The 21,479-nt window shown below is 33.5% G+C and carries 21 protein-coding genes; all 21 read left to right on the top strand.

All coding sequences use genetic code 11. The features are described 5' to 3' along the window. Positions 1-127: 127 nt before the first annotated feature. Entirely contained in the window at positions 128-592 is a 465-nt protein-coding gene (gene mraZ, locus ACT53I_RS11465; protein WP_371460718.1) for a division/cell wall cluster transcriptional repressor MraZ, read from the top strand. A gap of 41 nt (positions 593-633) precedes the next feature. Further along, positions 634-1,527 carry a 16S rRNA (cytosine(1402)-N(4))-methyltransferase RsmH gene (gene rsmH / locus ACT53I_RS11460; RefSeq protein WP_476079754.1) on the top strand — a complete coding sequence of 298 codons (894 nt, stop codon included), beginning with the start codon at positions 634-636 and terminating at the stop codon, positions 1,525-1,527. Between the two features lie 19 nt (positions 1,528-1,546). Further along, entirely contained in the window at positions 1,547-1,915 is a 369-nt protein-coding gene (locus ACT53I_RS11455) for an FtsL-like putative cell division protein (protein ID WP_069797387.1), read from the top strand. Then, the gene (locus tag ACT53I_RS11450) at positions 1,902-3,917 is read left to right on the top strand and encodes a penicillin-binding transpeptidase domain-containing protein (RefSeq protein WP_213190299.1); all 2,016 of its coding nucleotides are present in this window, start codon (positions 1,902-1,904) and stop codon (positions 3,915-3,917) included. The genes ACT53I_RS11455 and ACT53I_RS11450 overlap by 14 nt, the downstream gene beginning before the upstream one ends. 182 nt (positions 3,918-4,099) lie before the next feature. Then, a complete protein-coding gene (locus ACT53I_RS11445) occupies positions 4,100-5,560 on the top strand; it encodes a UDP-N-acetylmuramoyl-L-alanyl-D-glutamate--2,6-diaminopimelate ligase (protein ID WP_476079753.1) in 1,461 nt (486 codons plus the stop codon). A gap of 4 nt (positions 5,561-5,564) precedes the next feature. Beyond that, on the top strand, positions 5,565-5,942 hold the full coding sequence (locus ACT53I_RS11440; protein WP_476079752.1) for a hypothetical protein: 378 nt from the start codon (positions 5,565-5,567) through the stop codon (positions 5,940-5,942). A 17-nt stretch (positions 5,943-5,959) separates the two neighbouring features. Then, the gene (mraY, locus tag ACT53I_RS11435) at positions 5,960-7,198 is read left to right on the top strand and encodes a phospho-N-acetylmuramoyl-pentapeptide-transferase (protein WP_371460724.1); all 1,239 of its coding nucleotides are present in this window, start codon (positions 5,960-5,962) and stop codon (positions 7,196-7,198) included. Between the two features lie 92 nt (positions 7,199-7,290). Further along, positions 7,291-8,622, top strand: coding sequence for a UDP-N-acetylmuramoyl-L-alanine--D-glutamate ligase (gene murD / locus ACT53I_RS11430; RefSeq protein ID WP_476079751.1), 1,332 nt, complete (start codon positions 7,291-7,293; stop codon positions 8,620-8,622). 59 nt (positions 8,623-8,681) lie between these two features. Then, positions 8,682-9,911: an FtsW/RodA/SpoVE family cell cycle protein gene (locus tag ACT53I_RS11425; protein ID WP_476079750.1), complete on the top strand. Its 1,230-nt coding sequence runs from the start codon at positions 8,682-8,684 to the stop codon at positions 9,909-9,911. Positions 9,912-9,947: 36 nt separating this feature from the next. After that, positions 9,948-11,060, top strand: a complete 1,113-nt coding sequence (gene murG, locus ACT53I_RS11420) for an undecaprenyldiphospho-muramoylpentapeptide beta-N-acetylglucosaminyltransferase (protein ID WP_476079749.1) — start codon at positions 9,948-9,950, stop codon at positions 11,058-11,060. A gap of 104 nt (positions 11,061-11,164) precedes the next feature. Beyond that, on the top strand, positions 11,165-12,517 hold the full coding sequence (gene murC, locus ACT53I_RS11415) for a UDP-N-acetylmuramate--L-alanine ligase (RefSeq protein ID WP_476079748.1): 1,353 nt from the start codon (positions 11,165-11,167) through the stop codon (positions 12,515-12,517). A gap of 28 nt (positions 12,518-12,545) precedes the next feature. Then, positions 12,546-13,367, top strand: a complete 822-nt coding sequence (locus ACT53I_RS11410; protein WP_476079747.1) for a cell division protein FtsQ/DivIB — start codon at positions 12,546-12,548, stop codon at positions 13,365-13,367. 20 nt (positions 13,368-13,387) lie between these two features. Further along, positions 13,388-14,743, top strand: a complete 1,356-nt coding sequence (gene ftsA, locus ACT53I_RS11405; RefSeq protein WP_104792953.1) for a cell division protein FtsA — start codon at positions 13,388-13,390, stop codon at positions 14,741-14,743. 52 nt (positions 14,744-14,795) lie between these two features. Beyond that, the gene (ftsZ, locus tag ACT53I_RS11400; protein ID WP_476079746.1) at positions 14,796-16,715 is read left to right on the top strand and encodes a cell division protein FtsZ; all 1,920 of its coding nucleotides are present in this window, start codon (positions 14,796-14,798) and stop codon (positions 16,713-16,715) included. Positions 16,716-16,736: 21 nt separating this feature from the next. After that, entirely contained in the window at positions 16,737-17,183 is a 447-nt protein-coding gene (locus tag ACT53I_RS11395; RefSeq protein ID WP_476079745.1) for a GatB/YqeY domain-containing protein, read from the top strand. Between the two features lie 192 nt (positions 17,184-17,375). Next, positions 17,376-17,786 (top strand): BrxA/BrxB family bacilliredoxin, encoded by a 411-nt coding sequence (locus ACT53I_RS11390; protein ID WP_069797407.1) that lies wholly within the window; start codon positions 17,376-17,378, stop codon positions 17,784-17,786. A 101-nt stretch (positions 17,787-17,887) separates the two neighbouring features. Next, positions 17,888-19,405, top strand: a complete 1,518-nt coding sequence (locus ACT53I_RS11385; RefSeq protein ID WP_476079744.1) for a GH3 auxin-responsive promoter family protein — start codon at positions 17,888-17,890, stop codon at positions 19,403-19,405. Further along, positions 19,405-19,908, top strand: a complete 504-nt coding sequence (locus ACT53I_RS11380; RefSeq protein WP_476079743.1) for a hypothetical protein — start codon at positions 19,405-19,407, stop codon at positions 19,906-19,908. Before ACT53I_RS11385 ends, ACT53I_RS11380 begins: the two co-directional genes overlap by 1 nt. A gap of 254 nt (positions 19,909-20,162) precedes the next feature. Next, a complete protein-coding gene (locus ACT53I_RS11375; protein ID WP_461376267.1) occupies positions 20,163-20,408 on the top strand; it encodes an AbrB/MazE/SpoVT family DNA-binding domain-containing protein in 246 nt (81 codons plus the stop codon). Further along, complete coding sequence (locus tag ACT53I_RS11370; protein ID WP_476079742.1) at positions 20,399-20,722, top strand: type II toxin-antitoxin system PemK/MazF family toxin; 324 nt, start codon at positions 20,399-20,401, stop codon at positions 20,720-20,722. Before ACT53I_RS11375 ends, ACT53I_RS11370 begins: the two co-directional genes overlap by 10 nt. A 106-nt stretch (positions 20,723-20,828) precedes the next feature. After that, positions 20,829-21,461 carry a nitroreductase family protein gene (locus ACT53I_RS11365; RefSeq protein ID WP_069797415.1) on the top strand — a complete coding sequence of 211 codons (633 nt, stop codon included), beginning with the start codon at positions 20,829-20,831 and terminating at the stop codon, positions 21,459-21,461. The last annotated feature ends 18 nt before the right edge of the window (positions 21,462-21,479 follow it).

Below are 21,479 nucleotides of genomic sequence, written 5' to 3'. Positions count from 1 at the left end.
TTTATTAACATTTTATTAATCAACAAGTTAGCTACATAAAGCTCTACAGGCAAAAAGTTATCAACATTAAGTTAAAAAGTGGGAAAAAGTGGGAAATTTTAGAAAATAATAAATAAATTTGCTCCAAATGATTCATTTCTACGAAACATACGAATGCAAGATTGATGACAAAGGCAGAATAAAGCTTCCTTCGTCACTAGTAAAACTATTGCAAAGTTCTGAGGATAAGAACTTTGTAATTAAGCGTGCTGTGTTTCAGAATTGCTTAGAAGTTTACCCAATGCAGCCTTGGGAAAAACTGATGAAAAAGATAAACGGACTGAACCGTTTCGTGAAAAAGAATGCAGATTTCATCAGAATGTTTACCGCCGGTGTAAAAAACGTAGAGCTGGATTCTTCTGAGAGAATTCTTATTCCAAAAGATTTGAAACAATTTGCCAATCTTCATAAAGAAATAGTGATTTCAGGAGCGGGTGAACTGTTTGAAATTTGGGACAAAGAAGCGTATGAAAAAGTAATTGCTACTAACGAAGTTGATTTCGGGAAACTAACCGAAGAAGTGATGGGCGACATCAATTTTGACGAAGAATAATCTCTACACCTCAATTTTTATAATTTTTTAAATCTAATAGAATGTATCACAATCCTGTATTATTAAAGGAAAGTATAGACGCTCTCATCACTAATCCTGATGGAGTTTACGTAGATGTAACTTTCGGTGGAGGTGGCCATTCTCGTGAAATATTAAAAAGACTCTCTAGCAAAGGAAAATTATACAGCTTCGATCAAGATTTAGACGCGCTCAACAATTCAATTGATGATGAGAGATTTACATTAATCAATCAGAATTTCAGATTTTTAGAAAATTCATTGTTGATGTACGGCGTAACTGAAGTTGATGGAATTTTAGGAGATTTAGGCGTTTCTTCTCATCAGTTTGATGCTGCAGAACGTGGTTTTTCCACCAGAAGTGATGCACCTCTAGACATGAGAATGAACGTGATGCAACATCTAGACGCGAGAAAAGTAGTGAATGAATATGAAGAAGAACATTTGGCCGATATTTTCTACTACTATGGCGAGATAAGAGAAGCCAGAAAACTTGCGAGAGAAATTGTTCATGCTAGGAAATCAAAGGAAATTGTAACCACCGAAGATTTGAAAAAAGTCTTTAGTTATATTCCTCATTTTAAGCAGAATAAATTTTTTGCACAGTTGTTCCAAGCGATTAGAATAGAGGTAAATCAAGAGCTAGAAGTTTTAAAAGAAATGCTGTTACAATCTTATAAAATCTTGAAAAAAGAAGGAAGATTAGTCGTGATTTCTTATCATTCACTAGAAGACAGATTGGTAAAACGATTCCTAAAAAATGGAATGTTCGAAGGAGAACCAGAACGAGATATTTATGGAAATTATGCTAAAGCTTTTGAATTGTTAAAAAGCAAAGCCATCATTCCAACAGAAGAAGAAATAGAAGAAAATTCTAGAGCAAGAAGCGCAAAAATGCGAGTGGGAATAAAAATATAATTAAAATCAGACAAAGTCTGTGGCAAAAAGAGTAACATATAATAAAAAACCGAAGAAACTTACTTTCATGGATATCATGAAGGGAAACTTCTTAAACCGTGATGAAGTAAAAGTTCATTACAAATATTTTTTACTCATTTTTTCCTTGTTGATGATTATGATTTACAGCAATCACTTGGTCAACAAAAAAATAGAAACCGTAAACCAACTTAAAGAACAGGCAGAAGAATATAAATCTAGAAATGCTTATGCACAAAGCAGATTGATTAAAGTAAGAATGGAAAGTGAGCTAAGCAAAGAAATGGAAGGAGATTCTTTGATGTCTTTAGAAAACCATCCACATAAACTTTTAATAAAAGTAGACAGTTTAGAAAATGGCGATAAATAGTAATGAATATGATATCAAACGCGGTAAAGCGTTAAAATGGGGTTACCTTTTTGCAGGGGTAGCTTTCATCGTATTTATTATGTTTTTGGCGAGAATTCTTTTTCTACAAAATACCAATGTAGAAGAATTTGAAGACAATTATATCAGTAAAAATTACAGAGAAGCCACCTTAAAAGCTGCTCGTGGAAACCTTTTTGCATCAGATGGTTCTATTTTAGCAACCACCGTAATGAGATACGATGCGTATATCGATTTTAAAACCATCAAAGATTCTGTTTACGACAATAATATTGGCGCATTGACTGATTCATTGAGCCAAATGTTTGGTAAACCAAGAGTTCATTACCGAAAAATCTTTGACGAACAAAAAAAGAAAAAAAATCAATATTTTTCTTTGGTAAGAGGTTTAGACTTCGACCAATATGACAGAATTAAAAAATTCCCAATTTTCAGTAAAAAAGATAAAAAAACAGGGAAATTTAAGAAAAATAGATGTCTCATTATCGATAGAAAATTCCGCAGAGAATTGGCAACTGCTCAAATTGGCGCAGGAACCATAGGAATGGATAACGAGATTGGAAAATCTGGATTAGAAGGTGCTTTTTCTAAATATCTTACTGGTACAGATGGCAAAAGATTAGAGCAAAGAATCAATTCATCTCAGTGGAAACCAATTGATTACTGGAAAGTTCAAGACCCAATTGATGGTCAAGATGTTTATACCACGATAGATTTAAGAATTCAAGATATTGCCCATTCTGCTTTAGAAAAACAACTGCTACATTTCGAAGCAGATCATGGTTCTGTTCTCGTGATGGAAACCGCTACGGGAAAAGTAAGAGCTATGGTAAACCTTAGAAGAAATGAAGAAGGAAATTATATAGATGCTTACAATTATGCACTGAAAGATGCTACAGAACCAGGTTCTACATTTAAGACGGTTTCACTTTTAGCTGCAATGGACGATGGTTTCATAGATGAAAATACCAAAATCAACATTGGTGGAATTTCTTGGACTTATTTCAGCCAAAAAATTACAGATTCTCACGCAGGTGGAACCTATGACATCAGTGATATTTTAGCACAATCTAGTAACATTGGTGCAGCTAAAATCATCACACAGCATTATGCAGATAAGCCAGATGTTTTCTTAAAGCATCTGAAAAGATGGAAACTTTTTGAAAAATTAGAAATTGAACTTCCAGGTGTTACCAAACCTTCAATTGTTACTCCAGAAAATAAAAGATGGAATAAAGCAACATTGGCTTCTCTAGGATATGGTTATAGCGTGAGCCTCAATTTATTACAGCTCACTACATTCTATAACGGAATTGCCAATAAAGGAAAAATGGTGAAACCACTTTTCATAGAAAAAATCATGAAAGATGGTAAAACTTCATACGAAGCGGAACCTCAAGTTTTGGTGGATAAAATGGCTTCAACTGAGGCGATTAATCTAATGACAGCGATGCTTACCAAAGCGGTAGAAAAAGGAACCGCAAAAAGTATTTTCACTCCAAACATCAAATTGGCGGGAAAAACTGGAACCGCGAGATTTGAATATTGGAAACCGGGACCAACAAAATATCAAGCGAGTTTTGCAGGATTTTTCCCAGCAGATAATCCTAAATATACTTGTATTGTGATGGTGAACCAACCAAAAACATCAAAAGGATATTATGGTTCAGTGGTTTCGGCGCCAGTTTTTAAAGAAATTGCAGGAAAAGTCTTCCTTAAAACACCGCTTAATGTAGAAAAAGAACTTTTAGTTGATAAAAAGGTGAACCTTAATAAAATGCTAGAACCCAATGTAAAGGTAAACGTGAAAAACGGAGTTCTACCAAATCTAAAAGGTTTAATGGGGAAAAACATTATTCCACAATTAGAAAACCAAGGTTACCGAGTTGATTACAAAGGTGTTGGGAAAATAAAAAATCAGTTCCCAATGGCTGGAACTGTCATTAATAAAAACCAAAGAATTTATTTGGAATTACAGAATTAATATGGAAAAATATTATCCTATAGTTCCAATAATTTTAATGGGATTTGTTTATTTGATTTTAAAATATGAAAAAAAGAAAAGCAAAGAAGATAATAACCCTATGAATAATTTGAGAATTTTTCAAAGCTACATTTTACTCATAGTTTTATTTATAACTTTTTTGTATTTGATATTTAATTAAAATGATTTTATCAGAATTATTACATAAAATCCTAGTTTTAGAAACTTTTGGAAATCTCAATTCAGAAGTGTCAGAAATCGTTTTCGATAGCAGAAAAGTTACCGAAGGTTCACTTTATGTTGCTGTAAAAGGGACAGTTTCAGACGGACATTCTTATATTTCTTCGGCAATCGAAAAGGGAGCAAAAACCATTGTTTGTGAAGATTTACCAGAAAATTTACCAGAAGGAATTAATTTTATTCAAGTTAAAAATTCATCTAAAACTTTAGGCAAACTTGCTTCTAATTTTTATGGAAATCCTTCTGAAAATCTAAAGTTAATAGGAATTACAGGAACCAACGGAAAAACCACCGCTTCTACTCTACTTTTTGATATTTTCAAAAATTTAGGTTACCAAAGCGCACTCATTTCTACCGTAGAGTACAGAATTGGAGATGAAATTATTCCTTCAACTCACACTACTCCAGATGTAATTCGTTTGAACCAAATGTTAGCAAAAGCTGTAGAAAACGGTTGCGAATATGCTTTCATGGAAGTTTCTTCACACGGAATTCATCAAGACAGAATTGAAGGTTTACACTTTACTGTAGCTGGTTTCACCAATCTTACGCATGATCATCTTGATTATCATAAAACGTTTGATGAATATCTTAAAACCAAAAAGAGATTCTTCGACGAATTACCAGAAACTGCAGTAGCGATTACCAATGCTGATGATAAAAATGGTGATGTAATGCTACAAAATACCAAAGCGAAAAAGAAAGATTACGCTTTGAAAACTTTGGCAGATTATCACGGAAAAATTTTAGAAGTTGATTTCAATGGAATGCTTCTAAATTTCAACGGAAAAGAATTCTGGACGACTTTAACTGGGAAATTCAATGTTTATAATTTACTTCTAGCTTTTGCTATTTCAGTAGAATTAGGATTTAATGATGAAGAAGTTTTACAAGCGATTTCAACTCTAAAAAGAGTGAATGGCAGATTTGAAACCATAAAATCTGATGGTGGAATTTTCTTCATCGTAGATTATGCTCACACTCCTGATGCTTTGGAAAATGTTTTAGATTCCATCAACGAAATCAGAACCAAAAACGAAAGATTAATCACTGTTTTCGGTTGTGGCGGAGACAGAGACCATGCAAAGAGACCAGAAATGGGAAAAATTGCTACCAGAAAATCTACTTTGGCCATCATTACCACAGATAATCCGAGAACTGAAAATCCTCAAGATATTATCAAAGAAATTGAAGCAGGTGTAGAACCGCAGAATTTCAGCAAATACACTTCTATTCCAGACAGAAGAGAAGCGATAAAAATGGCGATAAAATTCGCTGAGCCCAAAGATATTGTTCTCGTAGCAGGAAAAGGTCACGAAACGTATCAGGAAATCAATGGAGTGAGACATCATTTTGATGACAAAGAGACGATTATAGAACTATATAAATTGATGTCGAAGTAATTTGATGATGAAAAAAATATTTAAAATATTATTAGCTGTCATTTCAATCCTTGTTGTAGGAGTTTTGATGTTGTATCTATTTACAAACAAGTTTGAAAGAAAGTTAAATATTTTAGATTGTGAAGGTATTTATTACAAAGGATTATTTGAAAAACCAAAACCTGGATATTTAGATTTTTCGGAAAATAATGCTAAAGTAGATATTGCAAACTGTCTTTGTGAAAAATACATTAAAAATAAAGATACGACTTACAAAAAAGAAATAATAAAATTATATGATAACATTGGGCTAAAATGGGAAAAATATGAAAAGCCAAATATTAATGCTGATACAATATGTAAATATAGAGGTCAAATATTTATCCAAGCCTTTGACTTGTAAACATTAAAATTAAACAAATGCTATACTATCTATACGAATATCTTACCAATCACGGAATTCACATTCCTGGATTAAACTTACTGAAATACATCTCTTTCAGAGCGGCTTTTGCTGTGCTTTTGTCATTGCTGATTGCTCTAGTTTATGGTAAAAAAATCATCAATTATCTGCGCAACAAACAGATGGGCGAATTGGTAAGAGATCTTGGGTTAGAAGGACAAAAACAAAAAGAAGGAACACCAACAATGGGAGGTTTAATCATCATTTTTGCCACCATTATTCCTGTGCTTTTATTTACAAAATTTAATATTTATGTTCTTCTGTTAATTGTTTCTATGCTTTGGATGGGCGCCATCGGTTTTATAGACGATTATCTCAAAAAAATAAAGAAAAATAAAGACGGTTTAAGCGGAATATTTAAAATTATAGGGCAAGTTGGTTTAGGTTTAATCGTAGGAGTTACCATGTATTTTCATCCAGACATTACCATCAAAAGAAAATATGCTGATGCTCACGAAATCAATAGAACCAGTGTTTCTCAAAACTTCGCTCCAGCCGAAAGAGAAACCATTTCTACCGTTCCATTTATGAAAAATAATGAATTTGATTACAGTAAAATTCTTTTCTGGATGGACGAAGCTTCGCAAGAAGAATGGGCTTGGATTATTTTTATTCCACTGGTAATTTTCATTGTGACCGCTGTTTCTAATGGAGCCAATATTACAGACGGAATTGATGGACTTGCTGCAGGAACGAGTGTGGTAATTTTAGGAACACTTGCATTTTTTGCCTATCTATCTGGAAACATCATTTTCGCTGATTATCTGAACATTATGTTCCTTCCGAACATGGGAGAAACCACCATTTTCGCAGTTGCTCTAATTGGAGCAACCATAGGATTTTTCTGGTACAACACTTATCCAGCTCAAGTTTTTATGGGCGACACTGGTAGTTTAATGTTAGGAGGTGTAATTGCAGTTTTGGCAATTATCTTAAGAAAAGAATTATTGATTCCAGTTTTATGCGGGATTTTCTTAATCGAAAATCTTTCAGTAATGCTGCAAGTAGCAGTTTTTAAATACAGAAAGAAAAAGTACGGATTAGAGTACGCTCAGAATAACAGATTGTTTAAAATGTCTCCACTTCATCACCATTATCAGAAAAGTGGTTTCCATGAAAGCAAAATTGTTAACAGAATGATTATCATAGGAGTTATGTTGGCAATTGTTTGTTTAATAACACTGAAAATTAGATAAAAATTAAGTTCAGCAGGAACGAAAGATATGAGAACGTTGGAATTTAATCCAACAAAATAAAAAGGTTTGAAATAAAAATCGAAATGGAAAAAATGAAAGTCGTAATTCTAGGAGGAGGAGAAAGTGGAGTGGGAGCTGCAATTTTGGCTAAAACTAAAGGTTTGGAAGTTTTTCTTTCAGACAAAGGCGAAATTAAAGAGAATTACAAAAAAGTTTTGGTAGAAAACGGTATCGAGTTTGAAGAAAAAAACCACGATGAAGAAAGAATTCTTGCTGCAGATTGGGTCATAAAATCTCCAGGAGTTCCTAAAAAAGCTGAAATGGTTCAAAAAATCAAAGCAAAAGGAATCAGACTTTCTTCGGAGATAGAATTCGGTGCAGAATTTACCAATGCCAAAATCATCGCCATCACAGGAAGTAATGGGAAAACCACTACTACATCGCTCATTTATCACATTCTGAAAAATGACAATTTGAATGTAGGTTTAGGTGGAAACATCGGCAAAAGTTTCGCAATGCAAGTTGCGCAAGAGAATTTTGACTATTATGTGTTAGAAGTAAGCAGCTTCCAATTAGATGACATTCAGAATTTTAGACCATATATTTCTTTATTGTTGAATTTGAGTCCAGACCATCTTGACCAATACAATTACAACTACGAAGAATATGCATTGGCAAAATTTAGAATTGCCGAAAATCAAGAAAATGACAACTATTTCATCTACAATAAAGATGATGAAATGAGTCAAAAACTGCTTCAAGAATTAGATTTGCGAGTGAAGCAAATTCCTTTCTCAATGAAGGAAAAACTTGAAGAAGGAGGTTATACAGAAGAGGAAAAAATTGTGGTAAAACTTCACGATGAGTTTTCTATGAAAATTGAAGATTTATCTCTGATGGGAACGCATAATGTTGCCAATAGTTTAGCTGCCTCTATCGCTAGTAAATTATTGAATATCAGCAATGAAAGTATTAGAAATTCTTTGATGACTTTTCAAGCGGTAGAACACAGATTAGAAGGTGTGGCAGAAATTAATGGTGTAAAATTCATTAACGATTCTAAAGCAACCAATGTAAACGCTACGTACTATGCTTTAGAAAGCATGAAAACACCAACGGTTTGGATTGTAGGTGGAACAGACAAAGGAAATGATTATACAGAAATAGAAGATTTAGTAAAAAGAAAAGTAAAAGCGATTGTTTGTCTTGGATTAGATAATTCTAAAATTATAGAATTTTTCAAAGACAAAAAAGACATTATCGTAGATACTTCTAGCATGGAAGAAGCGGTGAAAACTGCGAAATCTCTATCAGAAAAAGGTGATACCGTTTTACTTTCTCCTTGTTGTGCAAGTTTTGATTTATTCAATAACTATGAACACAGAGGACAATTATTTAAAGAAGAAGTTTTAAAAAACAATTAAAAAAAAGCCACGAAGTGGCGATAAGAAATAAAATAGGATTTCAATCCTATAAATAAAGAATGGAACAACAAGAAAACAAATTTGAACTTTTAAAAGGCGACAAAGTGCTTTGGATGGTGATTATTTTAATCTCCTTCTTTTCCGTGTTCCCTGTATATTCTGCAAGTTCTAACTTAGAATACATTGTGCAGAATGGTACAACTACGGGACACGTTATCAAGCACATGTTTTTTGTTTTCTTAGGTTTAGCCATTATGAGAGCTGTAGGAACAGTAAAATACGAACATATCGGAAAACTGAGCAGTATCCTTCTCGGATTTATGGTGATTTTACTGATTGTCACAATGTTTACAGGACAAAAAATCGACGGAGCGTCTGCTTCTCGTTGGTTAAAAATTCCAGGAACCCCTATTTCTTTTCAGCCATCAAGCTTTGCATACCTCATGTTAATTATCTATTTGTGCAGATATTTAACTAAAAAAATTAAAAGAGAAAGACTTCCGATAGAAAACATATTTTACATTTTCGGGCCAGTTTTATTGGTTTTCATTTTGGTTGCTAAAGACAATGGTTCTACTGCTTTGATGATTCTAATGGTTTCATTAGCAGTAATGTTGGTTGGTCAACTTTCCGCAAAATACATTTTAGGATTTTTAGGAATTTCAGGACTTTTTGTGGGAATTTTCTTGTTTTTGGCTTTAAAAACAGATTTAATTGGCAGCAATCGTGTTCATACTTGGGTAAGTAGAATAGAAACTTTTGCCAATTCTAAGAAAAATGCCAATGTAGAAGACGAAACTGTAAAAGCAAAAAATTACCAAGTCAACCAAGCAAAAGCAGCCATAGTTCATGGCGGAATTACAGGAATGGGACCAGGAAAATCTGCATTAAAACAAATGCTTCCTCAGTCCGCTTCAGATTTTATTTTCGCCATTATTGTAGAAGAATATGGTTTTTTTGGAGCATTCGCACTCATCACTTTATACATGATTATGATGATTAGAATCGTGATGATTGCCAGTAAAATGCGAGCATTTTTCGGGAGTCTATTGGTGCTGAGTTTAGGAATTATGATTTTCGTGCAACTGGCAGTAAATATTGCAGTTGCGGTGAATTTAATTCCCGTAACAGGACAACCTTTGCCTTTAATAAGTTATGGAGGAACTTCAATGTTGGTGACTTATCTTCAATTAGGAATTATTCTGAATGTAAGTTCAAGGATTCTCACTTTCGAAGAAGAAGGAATGGGCAAAAAACAAAATGTAGAAGAAATAAATGATATAGCGTAGTGACAAGTCTCGACTTGTCAAAAAAATGATAAAAATATGAGCAAAAAAATAAAAGTTTTAATGAGTGGTGGTGGAACTGGTGGTCACATCTTTCCTGCTGTTGCCATTGCGCAGGAAATACAAAAACGTTTTCCTGATGCAGAATTTTTGTTCATGGGTGCCAATGGAAAAATGGAGATGGAAAAAGTTCCGCAAGCTGGCTTCAAAATTGAAGGATTAAACATTGCAGGATTTGACAGAGGAAATCTTTTGGCTAATATTAATTTACCGTTTAAGGTGATTTCTAGTTTGCTTAAAGCTAGAAAAATCATTAAAGAATTCCAACCAGATTTTGCGGTAGGAACAGGAGGTTTTGCAAGCGGTCCCGCTTTATTCATCGCTGCGAGAATGGGAATTCCTACTTTTATTCAGGAACAGAATTCTCTTCCTGGGAAAACCAATATTTTCAATGCTAAAAAGGCAAAAACTGTTTTCACCGCCTATCCAAATATGGAAAAATTCTTCAACGGAACGAAAACATTATTTTTAGGAAATCCTATCAGAAAAAACATTATTACTGATATCATTGACAGCGATTTAGCGAAAGAAAAATTAGGTTTAGAAAGAGGAAAATTAACAATACTTTCTGTTGGCGGTTCATTAGGTTCTAGAACTTTGAATAACGGCTGGAAAGAAAACATTAATCAAGTTTTAGAAAAAGATTACCAACTCATTTGGCAAACGGGTAAACTAGATTATAAAAATATTTTAGAAGAAACAAAAGATATTAGCAGCAGAAACTTGCAAATTGTAGAATTCATTAAAAACATGGAAATGGCTTATTCTGCGGCAGATGTAATTGTTTCTAGAGCTGGAGCGATTGCGATTTCTGAATTAGCCATTGCTAAAAAGCCAGTTTTGCTGGTTCCTTTTCCTTTTGCGGCAGAAGATCATCAAACCAAAAACGCTCAGACCTTGGTTGAAAAAAACGCTGCTAAAATGGTGAAAGACACTGAGATGAAAGAGAAATTCTGGAACACGCTTTCAGAAATTTGCGAAAACGAAGGTTTGAGAAAAGAAATGTCTCAAAATTTAGACTTTTTTGCAAAACCAAAAGCGACAGAAGAAATTGTGAATGAGATTTTTAAGAATTTGAATATTAAAGAGTAAACGTCTGTCATTCTGAACGAAACAAAGTGTAGTGAAAAATCTACTAAAGATTTTTCATTCCGTTTCACTCCATTCAAAATGACAAAACGTAAAACATAAAAGAAATGAAAAACTATCAAAACTTTTACTTCGTAGGAATCGGTGGAATCGGGATGTCTGCTTTGGCAAGATATTTCCATGCTGCCGGGAAAAATGTTTTGGGCTATGATAAAACCGAAACCAAACTCACTACAGAGCTTCAAAAGGAAGGAATTTCTATCACTTTTGAAGATGTGGTAGATGAGAAAATTTCGTCTTTGAAGAAAGAAGAAACATTAGTGATTTATACACCTGCGATTAAAGTTTTGGGAATTTTAGATTATTTTAATGAAAATGGCTTTGAAGTTCTAAAACGCGCAAAAGTTCTCGGCATGATTACCGAAGATACCAATTGTATTGCAGTAGCTGGAACACATGGCAAAACCACAACTTCTAGTTTGGTAGCACATCTTTGCAAAGTGGCTGATCTTCCATTTTCAGGATTTTTAGGTGGAATTGCAGAAAATTACAAGTCAAATTTCATCTTTAACGGAACAGAAATGTCTGTTTTAGAAGCTGATGAATATGACAGAAGTTTCCTAAATCTTTCACCAGATTGGGCGATTATTACTTCTATTGATGCAGACCATCTTGATATTTATGGCGATACAGAAACCATAGAACAAGGATTCAGAGATTTTGCAGATTTAGTACCGGAAAACGACCAACTTTTCGTGAGAAAAGGCGTAAATATTGGGAGACCTTGTAAAACGTATGCAGTGAATGAAGAAGCTGATTATTATTCTGATAATCTACACATTGTAGACGGTTGGATGATGTTTGATTTTCATGCGGGCGAACAAACCGTAGAATTTGCATGGCAAATTCCGGGAACGCATAATGTGGAAAATGCAACTGCTGCGATTGCTGTTTTGCACAATTTAGGAGCAGATTTTACAGCATTACAAGAAGGGATTTCTAGCTTTAAAGGAATTAAAAGACGTTATACCAAACATACTTTTGAAAACGGTAAGATTTATGTAGATGATTATGCGCACCATCCTACAGAACTGAATGCGGTAATTGGTTCCATCAGAACTTTTAACCCAAATAAAAAACTGTTGGTAGCGTTTCAGCCACATTTATTCAGCAGAACCAGAGATTTTGCAGATGGTTTTGCAGAAAGTTTAGCGGCAGCAGATGAATTGTTATTATTAGACATTTATCCAGCAAGAGAATTACAAAAAGATTTTGAAGGGGTAAATTCTGATTGGTTACTAGAAAAAGTACAGTTAGAAAAAAAAGAAGTGTGCAGTTTGAGCGAAGCTTTTGACAAAATCAAAGAAAAAGATTTTGATATTTTGCTTACAGTAGGTGCTGGAAACATAGACACTTTGTATGACCCAATTATGAATTGGATTGGTACATTGAAACATTAAAATTAGAAAAAAACTCGGACGTAAGTTTATGAAAAACAAGTGGAGAATTCTCAAAATTTTTGTCACAGTAGTCATCTTCGGATTTCTATTGAGCTTCTCTTTGAAGAGATTCAATGACCGAAAAATTGATGAGCAATCTATCATCGTAAAATTAAATGATAGCTCCTCTCCTGTTTATTTTGTAGACGAAAAAGACATTAGAACCATTGTAGAAAGATATAATACTACAAAAAAAGTGGGCGATGTAGATATCCCGAGTTTAGAAAAAAAATTAAACGAATTGCCTGCTGTAGATAGCGCAAACGTTTACCTCAATCTGAACGGAAAACTGAATGTAGACATCAAACAAAGAGTTCCTGTTTTTAGATTAAATAATGGCGGAAAAGGATTTTATGTAGACAAAAAAGGAATAGAATTCCCAATTTCTAAAACATACTCTCATCCTTGCATGCTCGTTTCTGGCGACGTGAAGAAGAAAGAGTATAAAAAACTCATTGAGTTAATAGAAAAAATAAACAAAGACAGTTTCTGCAAAAATTTCTTTGTAGGCATTACAAAAGAAAACGGAAACTTCAATCTTGCAACCAGCGATGGAAATTATAAAGTAGAAATCGGTGATTTAGATAGAATAGATTTTAAAGTAAAAGGTTTTAAAACATTTGTTGAAAAATATTTGGTATATCAAGCTCCAGAAAAATATTCTAAAATTTCTGTGAAATATGATAACCAAATCGTAACCACTCTTAATTCTGGTTATAAACCCGAAGAAGATAGTTTACAAACAAATGAACAAACCCCAATAAACACCGTAACAGGAACACAAAAACCCGAAGAAAAAACAATTAATTAAAAAAAAGAGAACAGCAATATATGGAAACACATGATTATTCAGTAGGTTTAGACATTGGTACCACGAAAATTGTTGCCATTGTAGGCAGAAAAAATGCCCACGGAAAAATTGAAGTTTTAGGCGTAGGTAAAGCCAAAAGTTTGGGCGTTCACAAAGGAATTGTGAATAATATTTCTCAAACAATAAGCTCTATCAAAGCTGCTATTTCAGAAGCAGAAAAATCTTCAGGAGTTCCTATTCATAGAGTAACCGTAGGTATCGCAGGCAAACACATTCGTAGTCTGCAACACTCAGATTACATCATGAGAGAAAACCCAGATAAATATATCACAGATGAAGATATAGAAATCTTAAAAGACCAAGTAAAAAAACTGGTCATGCTTCCTGGTGAAGAAATCATTCACGTGCTTCCACAAGAGTACAAAGTAGATTCTGAAGGCGAAATCCAAGAACCAATCGGTATGCACGGAAAACGTCTGGAAGCAAATTTCCATGTTGTTGTTGGTCAAATGGGAAGCATCAGAAATATCGCACGTTGCGTTCGCGAAGCTGGTTTAGAAATGGAAGCACTTACACTAGAACCTCTTGCCTCTTCAGAAGCTGTTCTTACTACTGAAGAAAAAGAAGCAGGAGTTGCCATCGTAGACATAGGTGGTGGTACTACAGATATTGCTATTTTTAAAGATAACATCATTCGTCATACTTGCGTTATTCCTTATGGTGGCGGTATTATTACAGATGATATTAAAGAAGGCTGTTCTATTATAGAAAAACACGCAGAGCAACTGAAAGTAAAATTCGGATCTGCCGTTCCAGATTTAGAAAAAGACTCTACGTTTGTTACCATTCCAGGTTTACACGGAAGACCAGACAAAGAAATTTCTCTTAAATCTTTGGCAAGTATTATCAATGCAAGAGTAGAAGAAATTCTCGAAATGGTAAATACAGAATTAAAAGCCTATGGAGCTTATGAACAAAAACGCAAACTCATCGCAGGAATTGTGTTAACAGGTGGCGGTTCTAATCTTAAAAACCTTCGCCAGTTAGCCAATTATGTAACAGGATTTGATGCAAGAATTGGTTTTGCCAATGAATATATTGCCAATGACAAAAACCAATATTTGAAATCTCCAGAGTTTGCCACTTCAATTGGTTTATTGATGGAAAGTTTAAAAATTCATGATAAAAAACCTGTAGAAAAACCTGTAGAAGAGCCAAAAGTTATAGAAGTTCCTCAAACAGAAAATACAGTAGAAGAAGTAAAAACTGAGGAGCAAGAAATTACACAACACATCGAGGAAGTGAAGAAGAACAAACCTACTTTTGGACAATCCATCCTTGAAAAAGTAAAAAAATTCTTCGAAGAAGTAGAATAATTAAAACGAATAACACTAAAATAAGTAAGTAACTTTTATACATCGAAAATATATGGAAAATACATTAAATACAGGGTTTTCATTCGATTTACCAAAAGGAAATTCATCTATCATAAAAGTAATTGGTGTAGGTGGTGGAGGTAATAATGCGTTGAAACACATGTACGAGAAAGGAATTCATGGAGTAGATTTTATCATTTGTAACACCGATGCACAAACACTAGATAATAACCCAATTTCTACAAAAGTTCAGTTAGGAGCTGCCATTACAGAAGGTTTAGGAGCTGGAGCAGACCCAGAAGTTGGAGAAAAATCTGCCTTAGAAAGTATTGATGAAATCAAAGCTGTTCTAGGTCATAATACCAAAATGGTTTTCATAACCGCAGGAATGGGTGGCGGAACTGGTACTGGTGCTGCTCCTGTTATTGCAAAAATTGCCAAAGAAATGGGAATTTTAACCATTGGTATAGTTACCGTTCCTTTTAGTTTTGAAGGAAAAAGAAGACTAGAGCAAGCCGAAAATGGCTTAGAAAAACTTCGCAATAATGTAGATTCCTTAATTGTTATTAATAACGATAAACTTCGTCAGCAATTTGGTAACCTAGGCTTCAAATCTGGTTTTGCTAAGGCAGATGAAGTGTTAGCCAATGCTGCAAAAGGTATGGCAGAAGTGATTACTGGTTATTTCGATGTAAATATAGACTTCCGTGATGCGCGTTCAGTTTTACAAAATTCAGGAACCGCTCTCATGTCTACAGGAACCGCTTCTGGCGAAAACAAAGCTGAAGAAGCCGTGAAAAAAGCACTCGATTCTCCATTATTAAATGATAATAAAATCACAGGCGCTAAAAACGTTCTTCTCTTGATCAGAAGTGGAAACGAAGAAGCTACTATGGATGAAATCGGCTTAATTAATGACCACATTCAGCGCGAAGCAGGAAACACTGCAGATATTATTTTCGGTGTAGGAACAGATGCAGAATTGGGAGATTCTATCAGTGTATTGGTTATTGCCACTGGTTTTGCAGCGGATGATCAAAAATATGCAGGTCCGACTGAAAAAATCAGATATTCATTAGAAGACACTCCTTCTTCTCCAAAACCTAAGAGAGAATCTCCTTTTGGTAGAACTTCTTCTGAGAAATCTCAAGAAAATCCAATGCAAAATTCATCAAAAAGCATGTTTTTCTTAGATGATTCTAATGATAACAACACTCCAGACTTTCCTAGCAATTCTGTAAATCAATTTGCAGAAACACAAGCAGCTGTAATGGAAGAAAGAATTGAGGAACTTAGATTTTTTGAAGACGAAAGTTTAAGCATCGAAAGCAGTCATCAAACTTTTGAAGTGGAAGAACAAGAAAATAATGTTTTAGAATTATTTTCATTTGATGATGAAGACGTTTTAGAATCTCAATCTTTCACTTTTGAAACAGAAGAAAAGAAAACAACTATTATTGAAGAAACTCAGTTTAATGCTGCACAAGAAGTAGAAAATATGAAACTTTCTGTGGAAGAAACCAAAGAAGAAATTTCTTTCATTGTAGAGGAAAAAACGGTAGAAACGTATAGACCAAAATCAGAAACGAAAACTTTAGTTGAAGAAAAACCAATTGAGTTTACCTTTAAAATTGCAGAAGAAATAGAAGAAGTAAAAACCGTGTTTGAAAATCACACTGAAGAAAAAATCACTTTTACAGAAACTAAAATTGAAGAGGAATTTAAATTTATCGAAAAAAATACTGCTACAGAAAAAGTTCAGGCAAGAAGAGATAAATTAAAAGAGTTCAACTCTCGTTATCAGACGATAGAAAACGAAAATGAATTCGAAAACATTCCTGCTTTCAGAAGAAAAAACATCAATATTGGTCACGAAAATGCTTCTCAACAGCAGATTTCTAGTTTCCTTTCTGAAAACAACGGAAGAGTACAACTTAGAGAAAACAAGTTTTTAAACAAAGACGTAGATTAAAATTTTTAAAATTTAAAAAAAATGAGTTTAGAACTTACCATAAACGAAGCGATTAAAACCGCAATGAGAGAAAAAGACAAAGTTGCTCTTGACTCTCTAAGAGCCGTAAAATCTCAAATTCTCCTGCTCAAAACTGAAGCAAAAGGAGCTGATGTTTCTGCAGAACAAGAAATTGCCATTCTTCAAAGAATGATTAAGCAAAGAAAAGATTCTTACGAACAATTTGTTGCTCAAAATAGAAATGATTTGGCAGAGGTAGAATTGGCACAAATGAAAGTGATTGAACAATTTTTACCTGCTCAACTTTCTGCGGAAGAATTGGAAGCAGAAATTAAAAAAATTATTGCCGAAGTAGGCGCAGAATCTCTTAAAGACTTAGGAAAAGTTATGGGAACTGCTTCTAAAGCTTTGGCAGGAAAATCAGATGGAAAATCCATCTCTGAAATGGTGAAAAAACTATTATCATAATTAAATTTTCATATTAACGATAAAGAGCCGATGAAAAATTCATCGGCTTTTTTCATTAAAAAGGAGTCATTTTGTCTTAATAGATTTTTGGCATATTTTTGATAATAGAATTAAATAGAATTTTCCAAATTTTAATTATAAATTTGCACTACAAAATCTTGAATTTTCTAATCATTAAATAAAATATATATTATGTATCCAGCAGATTTAGTAATGCCAATGAAGGCAGAACTCACAGATAAAGGTTTCCAAGACCTTACCTCAGCAGAACAAGTAAATGATGCACTTAAACAACCGGGAACTACCCTAGTTATGGTAAATTCGGTTTGTGGTTGCGCAGCAGGAGCAGCAAGACCAGGCGTTATTTATTCTTTAACTGGTGATAAAAAACCAGACCATTTGACTACTGTTTTTGCAGGTTTTGACACAGAAGCGGTAGCAGAAGCTAGAAAACATTTTGCGCCGTTCCCACCAAGTTCACCTTGTGTAGCACTTTTCAAAGATGGCGAATTAGTTCACATGTTAGAAAGACACCACATCGAAGGAAATCCTGCAGGTGCTATTGCAGCGAATTTACAAGCAGCTTACGAAGAATTTTGCTAAAATTTTCTCTAAAATAATCCTCAATCCGTTCTAAATTTTTAGAGCGGATTTTTGTTGCATTCAAATTACAAAATTCTCAAAAAATTTATTAAATTTGAGCAATGGCAACAAAAGCTCTCTTCAATATGGCTGTAAATTGGTTTATTCGACAAAGAATAGACCAAATTCAGAATTTTATGAAACATCCTATTGAAACTCAAAACGGAGTTTTATTTTCTCAACTTTTTCATGCAGAAGAAACAGAATACGGCAAAAAATTCGGGTTCAAAGACATTTCTTCTTACCGAGATTTTCAACAACAAGTTCCTATCGTAAACTATGAAGAGTTCGAGCCTTACATTGAAAAAGCAAGACAAGGTCAAAAAGATATTTCTTGGCCAGGAGTTATTCGTCAGTTTGCGAAATCTTCTGGAACGACCAATGCCAAAAGCAAATTCATCCCTATTTCAGACGAAAGTTTAGAAGAGTGCCATTACAAAGCAGGAAAGGATTTAATTTCCATTTATGCAAACAATCATCCTGATAATCAATTATTTCTCAATAAAAATTTAAGATTAGGCGGAAGTGCAGAATTGTACGAAAGTTTCAATACTAAGTTCGGAGATTTATCTGCTATTTTGATAGAAAACCTTCCTTTTTGGGTAGAAATTACCACGGTTCCCAGCAAAAAAACTTCCCTAATGTCAGAATGGGAAACCAAACTGAAAGCCATCGTTTCAGAAGTTAAAAACCAAGATGTAGGAAGTTTAACCGGTGTTCCAAGTTGGATGATGGTTTTGCTTCAAAGAATTTTAACCGAAACAGGAAAAGGCAATATTTCTGAAATTTTCCCAAATTTAGAAGTATTTTTCCATGGCGGAATCAGTTTTAAGCCTTACAGAGAACAGTATAAAAAAATCATCGGTAAAGACATTAATTACTACGAAATTTACAACGCTTCTGAAGGTTTCTTCGGGATTCAAGACAGAAGTGGTAGTGACGAAATGCTTCTGATGCTGGATTACGGAATTTTCTACGAATTTATTCCGATGGATAAATTTGACCGCAATAACCTTCAAGCGATTCCTTTGGAAGAAGTAGAACTCGGCAAAAATTATGCAGTCGTTATTTCTACCAATGGTGGACTTTGGCGTTACTTAATCGGTGATACCGTAAAATTTACATCTCTTTCTCCGCATAGAATTCAGATTTCTGGCAGAACTAAACATTATATCAATGCTTTTGGCGAAGAATTAATGATAGACAATGTAGAAACTGCGCTTAAAAAAGCCTGTGAAGCTACAGAAGCTCACGTTTTAGATTATACAGGAGCCCCCGTTTTTATGAGCGAAGGAAAATCTGGAGCACATGAATGGTTGATTGAATTTGCCAAACATCCGAATAATTTCGAAGCGTTTTCTAAAATTTTTGATGATACTTTGAAATCTATCAATTCAGATTACGAAGCGAAGCGTTACCTCAACATGACGCTGAATCCGCCAATTATTCACATGGCAAAAGAAAAACTTTTCTATCAATGGATGGAATCTAGAGGAAAACTGGGCGGACAAAACAAAGTGCCACGATTGAGCAACGACAGAGAATACATTGATCCACTTTTGGAGTTGAATAAAAACTAATGAAAAGACTTCTTCTAATTTTTGTTTTAAGCCTATTCTCAATAAATTCTTATGCGCAAAGTTTAAGCGGAAAAATACGTGATACTATCATTAGTAGAAAGTATGACCGAGTTCTATTTGAAATAAAACTTAAAAAAATCAATTCTGAAAAAGAATACTTTTCAACCTCTGATATGGATGGAAATTTCAGATTTTCAAATATTGAAAATGGGGATTATCAATTCACAATCAACAATGAATTTTACGACAAAAATCTTTTTCTCATCAAAATAAACGGAGACACCTCTTTAAATATTTTTGTCAAAAAGTTCTGCCAATATCATGAAAATAAAACTTCTGTTTGCCCAAAATGTAAATCTTCCGAAAAAGTCGTTCCTATATTTTATGGATTAACGACTTTAGATTTCATGAAGAAAAATAAGAAAAAATATCATTTTGCTGGCTGCGAACTTTCTTATTGTATGCCAAATTGGTATTGTAAAACAGATAGGTTAGAATTTTAAATCACATTTTTTAATTATTTTTCTATTTCTTTCTTAACATATATTGTTTCTCACTTTTGGAGTTGAATAAAAACTAAAAATATAACTATGGAAATATCAGAATTTAGTTCTAGTTTGTTTTTGATACAAACTTTAATTTTTGTTTTTATTGCCTTTTTAATTTTTCTTGCTTTCAAAATTTATAAAAAATATAATCAATAATTTTTGGAAAGGAATGATTTTTGTTATTACTTTGTAATTACAAAATTTAGCTCATGGAACTATCAATCATCAATATAGGAAATTCTAAAGGAATAAGACTTTCTAAAACTATTCTAGAGAAATATAATATTCAAGATAAAATAGAATTAATTTTAGATAAAGACTTCATTGTTTTAAAACCTAAAGCAGAACCAAGAAAAGATTGGGAAAAAGCCTTCCAAGAAATGCACAAAAACGGTGATGACCAATTGCTTATTGATGATGTTTTTGATGACGAAAATTTTGAAGAATGGAACTAAATCAATACGAAATTGTTTTGGTAAATCTTGACCCAACTATAGGAAGTGAGATTAAAAAAACCAGACCTTGTCTTATCATTTCTCCCAACGAAATGAATAAATTTCTCCAAACCATTATCATTGCTCCCATCACAAATACATCAAAACCTTATCCTACAAGAATTGAAATAAAAGGAAAAGAAACAAAAGGTTGGGTAGTTATAGATCAAATAAGAACGGTTGATAGAAGAAGAATTACTAAAAATTTTGGAAAGATTTCAGAAAAAGAAATTTTAAAAATAAAGGAGGTTCTAAAAGAAACTTTCGTAGATTAAAACCGTTCAAAACAATTGAGCGGTTTATTTTTTCTATGCTTTTCTTAACATAAATCAATGACAAAACCGCTCATGATAACTTATCTTTGTAAAAAATTTTTATAATATGGAATTATTAGATAAATTAAAGTGGAGATACGCTGCAAAAGCGATGAACGGAGAAAAAGTAAGTGATGAAAAACTTGAAAGAATTTTAGAAGCAGCACGTCTTGCTCCTACTTCTAGCGGTTTACAGCCTTTCGAAATTTTCGTGGTGTCTAATCAAGAGGTTAAAAATCAATTGAAAGAAGCAGCAAGTAATCAACCGCAAGTTGCAGATGCTTCTCATGTTTTGGTTTTCGCAGCTTGGGACACTTATACTGCAGAAAGAATCAACTATATGTTTGATTTAACGAATGAAGTAAGAGGTTTTACTAATGATGGTTGGGAAAACTACAGACAATTTTTATTGAACACTTATGTTCCTAAATCTGCTGAAGAAAACTTCGTACACACTGCAAAACAAGCGTACATTGCTTTCGGTGCTGCAATTATTGCAGCTGCTTTCGAAGGTGTAGACGCTACTCCAATGGAAGGTTTCAGCCCAGAAAAAGTAGACGAAATTCTAGGTTTAAGAGAAAAAGGATTAAGAAGTGTTTTACTTTTACCTCTTGGTTACAGAGACACTGAAAAAGACTGGTTAGAAAAACTTGAAAAAGTAAGAAAACCAAAAGATAAATTTATCACAGAAGTGAAATAATAAAAAATCCTCAGAAAA

Source organism: Cloacibacterium sp. DMC96, from assembly GCF_056313765.1.
Note: the sequence above shows the minus strand (reverse complement) of the source record. Positions and strands in the feature narration are given on the sequence as shown.